This window comes from Pseudocolwellia agarivorans, from assembly GCF_002000085.1.
Classification (GTDB): Bacteria; Pseudomonadota; Gammaproteobacteria; order Enterobacterales; family Alteromonadaceae; genus Pseudocolwellia; species Pseudocolwellia agarivorans.
Genome location: NZ_MUZU01000008.1, coordinates 14,022 through 25,385, shown reverse-complemented (window position 1 = coordinate 25,385; position 11,364 = coordinate 14,022). Strand labels below are relative to the sequence as shown.

Below are 11,364 nucleotides of genomic sequence, written 5' to 3'. Positions count from 1 at the left end.
TGGGGAATGGCTATAGGCAGACCCACCCAATGACTTCTAGCATCAGCAGTTAATTGTATTAGTGATGTCGTAAAAATATTTGTAGGATAGTTGAGGTTGCCGATAAAACGAGGGGGAGAACATTTCCCGTTTTAGCGTGTTGTTGTGATGCTTTAATTAGGCATACCCCAAGCTCCTTCAATAACTTGAAAAAGATCGAAAGGCTGCTTTAAAAAACAAATCTTATTTAAATCTGATTTAATATTAGAAGGTAATTTGTCAAATTCAATTTGAGGAGAAATACTAGTTTTAGAAAAGACTAGCTTTCTAATAAGAAAAATTTGCTCTTCAATCTCTTTAGATTTATCTACCAAATTTTGCTCTTGTAGTAATAGTAATGAACTAGCCAAATTAAATATTTCAGGTTGTGCGCATTGAGTAAGTGCATCATCAAGCAATTTAGCTAATCCAGCTCCAGCTTCTTTAGGCAGAGCTTGTACTTTTATTTTATCACTATCAGATAGAACAAAACTCTTCATTTTATTGTGGCAAGCCTCACTCTTAGACTGATATTTTGCTAGGTTAACTTGAACTTGAAATGAAGCATATTTGGCATTTTCTGAAACTTCAGCGATAGCGTTCAGTGAAACCATAAAAGTAAGTGAAACAAATATTTTATTTAGCATTAATTTTACATCCAAAATAAATAGACTTCCAAAACTTATATTCTTTAGGTGACGATTGATGTGAGCTAGCTTCTCTAAACGCAATTTTTTCAATTGATTCTAGGGCTATTTTATCGAAAGCATTAAAAGACTCGTGGAACTCTACAGACTCAATGCATAATTAAAAGGCTAAAACCGATCGAGGCGAGTGAGCCCACAGTATTAGTCCTTGCTCAATTGTTTGTTCGCACCACTGTTTTTTTCAGTTTCAAGTTGTAATATTTTAGTTTTAAGACAATCTAGCTTCTTTGATAAAATATAAAAACCTACTTGAGAGCAGATAATTGCCAAATAGAATAAGTTATCTTTATGTTGTTCAGGGGCGTCATTCCAAAGATAAATCGCAAAAATAGAAACGGCTACATAATATAGAATGTTAATCATTATTTATATAACTCTGATGTTAATACTACACTTCTATTTTTTAGCTCTTTATTAACTTTATTTAGCTCCGACTTATTAAAAGCTACAGCGCCAAATATCACAAGTAAAACTAAGCCAGCACGGCCCAACTTCTTATTTTTTCTAAATGCTTCATATATATCCTTAACCCCCATAAAAGAAGCACTTATTCCTATATAGCTTGCTAAGTTATCTAAAAGCTGATGGAATTCTTGATCTGACTCGAGCTCTTTATTTGTTAGAGACCAAATCCCCCATTGTGGATTTACAAATGTTGTTAATAATACATTTTCTATTAACTTTCCCTGTAACGGTCTGTTATTCACTGAGCGAATAAGTTGCATAGCATAGTTTCTTTGGGCTTGCGGAAGGTGCCTGTAGAGAATAGTAGCGCAAATTGCATCTATTTCTTTTTGCCCTGCGTTAATCAGTAATTCTTTTCGAATTCCAATGATATTTGCTAAAAATACTAGCTGAGAAATTTTATTGCTTTGAATATTATATGGTAATTTTTCAATAGATATATTTGATGACATAACGATCCTTATTATTTATGTAGATATTAATTTGATAAACTACGCAGCCTGCGCTAGTGCTAACAATTTAGTCTTTATGCTACACACCGTTTGTGTTGCATAATCACTTATTGGATTGAGGCGCTACCTGCTAGCTTTGGTGCTATGGAAAATTGTTTTTTGTAACGTAAGTTACATCAAGTCAATTTAGTGGGAGTGTCTATCATTTTTAAACTATCCCTGCATCACTCAGCGTTTATTATTCTTTATTACACCTAATTTTCACGTAATAAGCAATCATCTTTTTTAAACACACAACGACTATTAGTCAAGGCGATTAACCAGGTTAACTCTTTGATTTTAAATAGTTGTAACTCGTTTTTGCTGTTTTGTTTATATCAATCTCTGGATTTATCTCACATATAAACCGCAGTATGCTAACTTTACATAACTGACAAGGGCAATGTGGTATGAGTGGCTTTTTTTTTAACCATCTGTATATCAAGGGGCAGCTAACTTGATTTTAGGTGGATGATGTTCAAGTTGCAGAGCTATTACTTATACATCTCAATAATAATCCGCTGATGAGATTGAGACTGCTTTTTATCTTACCTAACCCAAATTCAGATTACCTACACTTTTGCATTTACTGTGTGCTTAATGGTGAAATGATAAATAGCCGCGAGAAGTAAACAAATAACAGCGGGAAATAACAGCGCAGAAAACTCAAAATAAGCGAATAAATAAGTCCCTAAGGTTCCACCTAAAACAAACCCTAAAATAATAAAAATAAATAGTTTTGCTTTACCTTTGTCGAATGGTTTTCCTTTCAGGGCTGAACCTAACATAAGTCCTAAATCTGTAAAAATACCGGTTAAATGCGTTGAGCGTATAATGGCTCCGCTGTAACTTGTGGCAAGGGCGTTTTGAACGCCACATGCTGCTGTGGCGGCAAATAGTCCGTAAAATGAATGATTGGTTAATAAGAAGTATGCGATAAATATCAATATAGATTCTGCAACTAAGCAAACATCATAATTGCGTCCTATTTTAAGGGTGCTTGAATGCACAATAAAACCAGACAAACTCGCACCTAAAAGAAACGATATTAATATACCTAATAATTGTAGTGAGGCGTGTGTTGAGCCATTAACCCAAGTGGTTCCTACCAGTGTAACGGTACCTGAAACATGAGATACCGATTGGTGTTCAAAACCTAATAAACCTATCGCATTTATGCACCCTGCAACGAGGGCTAAAATAAATGCGCTGTGTTTTATCCACTGGGGTAACTTATTTATCAATGCTTTACCTGAGATTAATTAAAAAAGTAATTAGCCAATAGTATCGTTAATACATAACCTAAAGTATAGGCGGCAAGTAATGCTGGAATGTAGCGCATGTAAGACATAAACGTAATTTCTTTCATTTTGCTCATGGCAATAATACCCGCGGCAGATCCTATAACCAGTAACGAACCACCTACACCCACAGCATAAGTTAATGCTAACCATTGTGGAGTATTAAGTACAGGTGTTGCTTTTAATAAGGCTGCTGTTAAAGGTACGTTGTCTAATAATGCTGAACCAATACCTGCAAAATAGCTTGATATATTAGGATCGAAGTTGGCATATATTTGAGCAACAAGGGTTAATATTCCAATTTCTTTTAACATACCAACAAGTAATAAAATTCCTAAGAAAAACAATAAAGTGTCGTATTCTATTTTACGTATGTATTCTAATATTTGGGTTTCTTCGGCATCGTTTCTATAAATTCTGCCGATTAAAAACATCAGCGATAAGCCTGTTAAAAAGGTAAGTACAGGTGGAATGCCATACAGAACATTCATTAGCATGGTCATTACTATGGTACCAAAAAATATAACAGCGATATAAATATCAACGCGTTCGTAGTTATTAGGAATAGATTCAGTAACTACTTTTCCTCTGGCTCCTTTTGATAGTAAAGCGGCTAAAAACATGACACTGGCTAAAGAAGGTAAAAGTAAGAGAAATAATTGTGACATTTTTACATGGCCATCTAAAAATATCATCAGTGTAGTAACGTCACCTGTTATAAGTGCTACACCGCCTGAGTTAACCGCGAACACAATTAAAATGGCCATTCTAAGCTTAGTTTTTTTAGGTAAGTTAAAAGATTCTAATAATGTTAATGAGACTAAGGTCGCGGTTACGTTGTCGCAAATTGCAGAAAGAACTAAAGAAAATATAGCCACAAGAAACATTAAGGCTTTAGCGGAAATTTCAGCGGGAAATAAACGCTGAACAGCCATTTGTATAATACCTTTGGCATTTAAATAGGCGACAAAGGTCATGGTAGACATAAGAAACAGCCATAGTACGGCTATTTCTAAAAGGTTTTCGTTGAGCTGGTGAGTGATAAGTTTATCGTGACCCGGTGCGGCATTCATAAATAAAATAAGCCATGAAATACAGCCTAAAAAAAGTGTGGTAGTTGCTTTGTTGATATGAGTAACTTCTTCAAAAACAATACTTAACAGTGCAAGTAATGCAATGAAAATTAGAATGTATTCTAGCATCGGGGTTCCAGTAGTTTTTACAATAGTTTTGGTTAATCAAAATAGTGCGGTATATAACAAAAGAGGTGCTAATATTATTGGCACCTCTTCTTGGTTGTTAACGGATATACGTTAAAAATAAAGTGTATTAAATAGCCGCTTGAACCTTTTCAAAGATACGACTAAAAGAAGTTGCGGTATTAATTTCAATAGGTAGTTGTAGCTTGCGTGCTATATCACTTGATGAGATTACACCTCTAATATGATGATTTTCTTTATCTATTACTAAACAATGACGTAACCCGTAATTTTTTAGCGTATTGATTACATTATTAATATTCGATTTTTTAATGTCGCTATAAGAAAATGCATGTAAATCATCACGAGGTATCATCATATCTTCAACGGTGATTTCTTCTCTTATTGCTCCGTTGAATACTTTTTGCATTATGTGGCGCTCTGTTAACTCTTTAGTACTTATTACGCCTAAAAATTTTGAATTTTCAGATACCACAATTTCCATTTGTACATGAGATTTTTGCATTAACTTTAATGCGTCAGTGGCTAAAGTATTTGCTTCAATCACTAATGCTTTATGTTTTTTAAAGTCAGTAAAAAAATCAGTCGCGGGTGAAAGTAATGTCATTTCGATAAATTGATCGGGAGATATAATTTCGTCAACTAACTCTAGGGTATGTAATGTTAATTTTTTCATGAGTTTTCCTTAATAATCTTTTAAAAGTCAGCAATCGATAAACAGATACGCTGTATCGAAATCGCTTTTTTATTTATTTAAACAACAGCTTATTAGCTAAATATTTGTAATTTTTTAGGTGAAATTATAAAAATTATTGTTGAGATGATTAACATCACTTAATTACATTATTTGTGGTTAAAACAAATAATTTTTAAACGTATTAATAAGTCTAATTTTTATAAAACAAAGATTTAGGAATATAGAGGAGGAGCGCGTTGTTGTTTAAAAGATAAAATATAATTAAGGGGGAGGGAGTTACTCTGTGTAGAAACTGATTTTTCGTTAGTTTTAGGTAATGTTTGTAAACCTAAATAGAATAAAGGCGGTTTAGCTTTTATATCTAATTCATGTTCGTCTTCTGGAGGCGTGTCTAAATTAAACGGAACATTAATATTGCTTGCATTATTTAGGTCAACATCAATTCGCTCATTAGATAACGAGAGACTTGAGATGATTAATAGTGATAGCGAATATAAAAGTTTTAACATTTTATGCTTTTATTGTTGAATTACTCTTTATTATATAGGGGGTGTTCGGTGCCTTTCCAATAAAATTTATTATTTATTTTCAGTTGTTGGTAAGTATTTGTGTATTTTCAAATTTATACCATTGGTTTTTATATGCTAAACACCCCCATAATACATGGGCTAAAGCTATTTCGGCGAGTTCAGCGTTGTCTTTTGTGCTAGTGAGTTTTTTACTCGCAGCATCGTATAAAAAACTCATGGGGCTTTTTTGTGGTTGTAAAATAGTAACGTTATTACCTTCCATATAGGCAAAATTATCGGCGTATTGCATCATAGCTCTTCCTGATGCTTCTTTTTGGTTAAGATCATGGCCTAACATAGGCGATGTATTTTTAATGCCGATTAACGAAAGTAGCGTTGGCGCTAAATCTATTTGGCTTACCACTCTTTCGTCCATTCTTGCGTCTTTACCTGAGTTGAGTATAACGCCAGGGATATGAAAGTTTTTAATGGGCACTAAATCATTACCTAATGCTCTCGCGTCATGATCTGCCACAATTAAAAAAACCGTGTCTTTCCAATAAGCTTGTGTTTTGGCTTTGGCTATAAATTTTCCTAAGGCATAGTCAGCATATTGAATCGCTTTATGGCGAGATAATTCTTTTGAGTCGTAATGTGCTTTTTGATCTTCAGCATATTTTATCGGGGTAACAATATTGTCTGGTATTTCAAAAGGGTCGTGATTACTTGATGAAAAGATAAAACTAAAAAAGGGCTTATTTGATTGATGTAATTTATTCAATTCAATGTCGGCTTGGTTAAATAAGTCTTCATCACTTGCTCCCCACGAACCAACAAATTTAGGTTTTTCTATATCATTAAAATCAACTATATCGGTAAAACCATTACCTAAGAAGAAGCTTTTCATATTATCAAAATGGCTTTCACCCCCATAAATAAATTGTGTAGTGTAATTGTTAGCTTTCAATAAATTGGCAATGGTAAAAAAGTTATGTTGAGAATTATCTAATTTTACAACGGCTCTAGCAGGGGTTGGAGTAAATCCGGTAATAACCGCTTCAATGCCTCTAACCGAGCGAGTACCTGTGGCATACAAGTTTTTAAAGGCCCAAGCATTATTGCTTAATTTATCTAACTCTGGCGTAAGTGGCAGCCCACCTAAAGAAGAGACAAATTGTGCGCCTAAGCTTTCTTCAAGAATAATAACAAGGTTTTTGGGTTTGCCTTGATAAACCGGCAAACGGGTATTTAATGAGGGTTGGTCGGAAGATTTAAAGGTATTAGTTGCTAGCCCGGTTTCATGTCTAATTATTTCTATAGCTTTAGATTGCTCCATTTTTCCATACATTTTAGCTGCATTTTTCTCGTCTCCAAGCTGTTTAAAAGCATGAGCTACGCTATATATTGAATTAAGTGTTAAGGAGTTAATTAAAGGATCTGTTGAGAAATAAACAAAAGAAGGGTTTATAGGTCTATGACCAAAAGTGCCACGAGCAAATGAAAATAATACTAATAATAAAACAACAAACGAAATAGCTGATGAGGTGATGTTATTTTGCGTAGGATTATTTTTTTGAGCAAGAATATTGGTAAATACTTTTAAACAAATTTTGCAAGGCAGTATAAGTAATACCACAACAACAATCAGCGTTACTAAATGCCCATTAACGAGCATTTTTATTACTTCGTTAGGGTATGCTAAGTACTCTATAAACAAGCGATTAGGGCGAAAACCGTACTCAATAATAAAGGCTGGTGTAGCCAATTCAAAAAATAAAATACTAATGAATATTGCAAAAAATATCACATTCAGTGTTGCTAACCAGACCTTGTTTTTTTTGAAAAAAAGCATAACCCAAGGGTGAATGATGGCTGGAATAATTAATAAATACCCTATAGTACTTAAATCGATTCTGATACCACTTAATAAAAGCGTGATAAAAGATTGAATGGTGTCAAAACGATCAAACTGCCAGAGTCCTAATCCCAGTCTAGAAACAAACAAGGTAAAAACCAGTAACAAGGTAAACAGTATAAAAGGACGTATTAAGTAAAAAGCAGTAGTAAGCATTGTATTGAATATCTTTAAATAAAACACAATGCTTACTTTAAATAACGAAACTTAAGGTTAACTTAACTTAAACTGATATTTAGCTTGGAAAAAAGAGCAGAAACCTCAAGATTAAGAACTTATAGCAATATCACCGCCCAAGTGCTTGCCGCGATTATCATACTAATAAAAACTGCCGCAGATCCTAAGTCTTTCGCTAATCCTGATAGGTGATGTATTTCTAATCCAATTCGGTCTACAACTGCTTCAATCGCTGTATTTATGATCTCAGTAAAAATAATAAAGAGGATAGATAAAATCAAAATAACTTGTTCTTTATAGCTAATATTAAACAAAAAGGTGGCGGGTATAGCCGCAATCAGCAGGAGAATTTCTTGCTTAAAAGCTGATTCGTTTTGATACAACCATTTAAATGCTCTAAAAGAATTTAACGAGGCAAGGTATATACGTTTTAGGCCTGTTGGCTTGTTTTTATTATCAAACACTAGTTTATTCTCTCTTGATTTAACTCGTTAGTGACAGTAGTTCGTGCAATAGCTACTTGCGACTTACAATGTATAAAAGGATCGTTGTTAGGGCGATAGGTTTTAGTTCGAACAGACATCATGCTCAATACTGTATCGAAAATATTATCGTGATTAAGCGCCTGTTGAGATATTCCATCTAGGCAATTTAGATTGAAGTCTGTTTGTTTGTCATCATTCCAGTAAATCATAGGAACATGGGTTTGTTCATCAGGTGCAAATGCGTAGGGTAGACCATGTAAATAAGCGCCTTTTTCTCCTAACGATTCACCATGGTCAGAAACGTATAACATAGAGGTTTCAACATTATGGGTTACTGCTAAGTTATCTATTTCAGCTATCACCTGTGAAAGCACATAGTCGGTATAAGCAATCGTATTATCGTAAGAATTGATGAGTTGTTCATGTGTACAATTTTGAATGTCGCTTCGCTGGCAGTCTGGAGTGAATATACGCTTACTCTCGGGGTATCTTTTGAAATAAGTAGGGCCATGAGAGCCAATCATGTGTAGTACAATTAAGGTGTTTTCATTGGTTAGGTTATTCAGCTTTTCTTTTAAAGGTTTAAGTAAAACCTCGTCGTAACAATATTCGCCATCACATAAAGGGTTGCTCTTGTCAGTCACTATTTTTTTAGATGGCACTCGAGTACAAACCCCTTTGCAGCTGCCATTATTGTTGCTTATCCATAGTACGTCAGCTCCGGCTAATCGTACAATATCAACCACATTTTGTTGCGATATAGCTCTGCGTTTATCGTAGTTGTTTTTATTGAGTCTTGAAAACATACAAGGTACTGAAACAGCAGTAGCTGTACCGCAAGATGTCACGTTAGAAAACGACACAACCCCCAGTTTGTTCGTGTATTTATTGGTTTCTTTTTCATAACCGTTTAATGAAAAGCTTGTTGAACGAGCGGTTTCTCCTAACACTAAAACGGTGACATGTTTTTTATGATTGGTTCGTTCAATGGATGGTTTTGTATCTAACACCTGAAATTTTAAAGGAGGGTAAAAATACCTATCTCTAACGAACTTGAATGAGGCATCGAACATTTTATAAGGTGTTATGTAGCTAATAAGATCTTTGTTATTGCGACCTACAGAGGCATAGTTAGAAGAGAATATAGAACCAATAATTACAACAACCATTAGGCTTACACTGAGTAGCTTTATACGAGTGAGTAACTCTTTTACAAAGGGTTTATACGTTAATTTAACGGTGTAAATTAACCAAGCTGGGATAACGGCGAATATAAGAAAAAAAACAATGGCGTAAATATTTATATAAGAAAGTGCCTCGGCTGTATCTGTTTCAACCGTGTTTTGCACCATGCCATAATCAAAAACAATACCATAGGTAACCGTTGCATAAAAAATTAAAGCAGCACATATAACCGTTAATATTAATACAAATTTAGTTATCCACCGAAAGGCCAATAACCCTTGTATTACGAGTGATAAACACAGTAAAAAAATAGGTAGTGATAATAAAAACCAAATATTGTAATTACTTAATGAGGTGATAGCCGTTGATATTTTAAGTAAAAATGGCAGGTTTAATATCAATGCAATATAGCTACAGGTTAGTAGTAACAATTGATTAGTGGTTAATTGGATCTGTTTAAAATAACGAATAATGTTTGTCATTGTATAAGTCTTAAAATGAATGTTTAGTGGTAATACGAAATTCAACGCTGTTTACATTGCTGTCTGACGTTACAGGTTTAATTAAATCAAGGTGAATAACGCGAGCTTCACTTGAATGGGTAGAATAAAAACGAGCACCCAAGCCAACAGAAGTCAGCCATGAAGACTCTTGGTTCTGAGAAAACTCTGATTGACCAAATACTTTGCCAGTATCTATAAACGCCGCGCCGCCGAGCTCGATAAGTTTGTAAATGTTGATGTGCGGATAATAGCGAGCTTCAAAAGTGAACTTTGAGCTACTATCACCATGTTTATATTGTAGAGGGAAGCCTCTAACACCGGTTTCCCCTCCTAATACTATGGGAGAATCTAAGAATTGATTTTTACTGACTTGGTTAGTGTTTTGAAAAAAAGCTCGCCAATTGTTATTAATTTTATAAAGATATTGCGTATCAAACTTGAGGTTAAAACGATTTTTTTGAGTTGAGTCGTTGTAGTACTCACCTTCAAATTCAGCATTAAAAAACAAAAGAGAGTTGTCAGAAATATCAATACCTTTTGATAAGTTTGACTGCCAAATAGCTGTTGGCGAACCTTCATTGTTGGAAAAGTCGCTGCCGATAAAACCTGTTAAATTCCAACCTAAGTTAAAATCTTCTATGTGATTAATTAAGTTAATGTTTTGCAGTTTTCTATAATCTTTTTGAACATAATTAATGGACACGAAGGGATAATTAAATTCACGATCTTTAGGTAAAGCAGAGGTTTGTGTATCGGTAATATCAAACGCATTTAAAAAAGTATGTTTTTCAGCCGTAAAGCCAATACCAAAGCGTAGTGTATTTTCAGCTGAATTATTATGGAGCCATTGCCAACTGGCAGAGGTTGAATGTTTTTGATGTTGATAACGGTTAGATTCGATACCGTTTTCGAATTGAGTATCGCTTTGAACAAAATTATCAAAACCTACCTTGTAAGCATTTTCAGTATCAAAACTCACAAATTTTTTCTGAAAAAATACAGCTTCAGAACTACCGTCATCATTATTTGTTAGTCGAATGCTGGCGTTGGTATTGTTGCCTAAATAAAGCGGGAATTGGGTATCAAATTTATAACCGCTTCGTTGGTCATTTTTAAAGTACTCAACTTCAGCATCTATGCCTAAACCAAATAAATTACGGTCTAATATGCCAATGGATATTTTGTTTTTTCCGCCTTTTCTTCCTGCTTCTAAAGTGGGTAATAACGACCAGTTATCCCACGTTTCAATATTCACTTTATTATCTGAATCGTAAGTAACCGAAGCATCTCTAATGTATTTTTTACTGCGGAGGTGTCTTTCTACTTCGTTAAGATCTTCTTCAGTAACTTGGCATTTATTTAAGAAAAATGCTGACTCATCTTTTAATGTAATAGGCTTGGTTTTTATATGAAGAAAGTTAGCCCAACGATGTAGAAATATAGTGTTTTCATCAGCTAAATTAAACGTATCGTTAATAATAAAATTTACATTTTCTTCTTGATCACATAATTGAGATTGATCTTCTGCTAAACAAGAGAAGACCATTGAGGCACACAATAGGTTGGTAGAAATAACATATAGTTTCAATTTCATAAAAACACCTTTTACTAAGTGTTTTTATCTTATTGAAGCAAACTTAAGATAGACTTAACCTAAACTGATAATTAGCCTAGATTGAGTTTATAGAGTG

At 34.0% G+C, this 11,364-nt stretch carries 10 protein-coding genes; all 10 read right to left on the bottom strand.

What is annotated here, in order from left to right:
• Nucleotides 1–152: 152 nt before the first annotated feature.
• The 10 genes from B0X80_RS12945 to B0X80_RS12895 all read right to left on the bottom strand — a co-directional run bounded on the left by B0X80_RS12945 (nt 153) and on the right by B0X80_RS12895 (nt 11,267).
• A complete protein-coding gene (locus B0X80_RS12945; protein ID WP_175623941.1) occupies nt 153–758 on the bottom strand; it encodes a hypothetical protein in 606 nt (201 codons plus the stop codon).
• A 329-nt stretch (nt 759–1,087) separates the two neighbouring features.
• A complete protein-coding gene (locus tag B0X80_RS12935) occupies nt 1,088–1,642 on the bottom strand; it encodes a hypothetical protein (RefSeq protein ID WP_077340893.1) in 555 nt (184 codons plus the stop codon).
• A 611-nt stretch (nt 1,643–2,253) separates the two neighbouring features.
• Entirely contained in the window at nt 2,254–2,925 is a 672-nt protein-coding gene (locus B0X80_RS12930; protein ID WP_077340891.1) for a YoaK family protein, read from the bottom strand.
• A gap of 14 nt (nt 2,926–2,939) precedes the next feature.
• Entirely contained in the window at nt 2,940–4,184 is a 1,245-nt protein-coding gene (gene nhaD / locus B0X80_RS12925) for a sodium:proton antiporter NhaD (RefSeq protein ID WP_077340889.1), read from the bottom strand.
• A gap of 127 nt (nt 4,185–4,311) precedes the next feature.
• Nucleotides 4,312–4,878: a CBS domain-containing protein gene (locus B0X80_RS12920; protein ID WP_076417093.1), complete on the bottom strand. Its 567-nt coding sequence runs from the start codon at nt 4,876–4,878 to the stop codon at nt 4,312–4,314.
• Nucleotides 4,879–5,111: 233 nt separating this feature from the next.
• Nucleotides 5,112–5,408 carry a hypothetical protein gene (locus B0X80_RS12915; protein ID WP_077340887.1) on the bottom strand — a complete coding sequence of 99 codons (297 nt, stop codon included), beginning with the start codon at nt 5,406–5,408 and terminating at the stop codon, nt 5,112–5,114.
• A 79-nt stretch (nt 5,409–5,487) separates the two neighbouring features.
• Nucleotides 5,488–7,479: an LTA synthase family protein gene (locus B0X80_RS12910; protein ID WP_175623940.1), complete on the bottom strand. Its 1,992-nt coding sequence runs from the start codon at nt 7,477–7,479 to the stop codon at nt 5,488–5,490.
• A gap of 119 nt (nt 7,480–7,598) precedes the next feature.
• Nucleotides 7,599–7,964, bottom strand: coding sequence for a diacylglycerol kinase (locus B0X80_RS12905; RefSeq protein WP_077340885.1), 366 nt, complete (start codon nt 7,962–7,964; stop codon nt 7,599–7,601).
• Nucleotides 7,964–9,652 (bottom strand): phosphoethanolamine transferase, encoded by a 1,689-nt coding sequence (locus tag B0X80_RS12900; RefSeq protein WP_077340883.1) that lies wholly within the window; start codon nt 9,650–9,652, stop codon nt 7,964–7,966. The genes B0X80_RS12905 and B0X80_RS12900 overlap by 1 nt, the downstream gene beginning before the upstream one ends.
• A gap of 10 nt (nt 9,653–9,662) precedes the next feature.
• Nucleotides 9,663–11,267: a ShlB/FhaC/HecB family protein gene (locus B0X80_RS12895; RefSeq protein WP_077340881.1), complete on the bottom strand. Its 1,605-nt coding sequence runs from the start codon at nt 11,265–11,267 to the stop codon at nt 9,663–9,665.
• Nucleotides 11,268–11,364 lie beyond the last annotated feature (97 nt).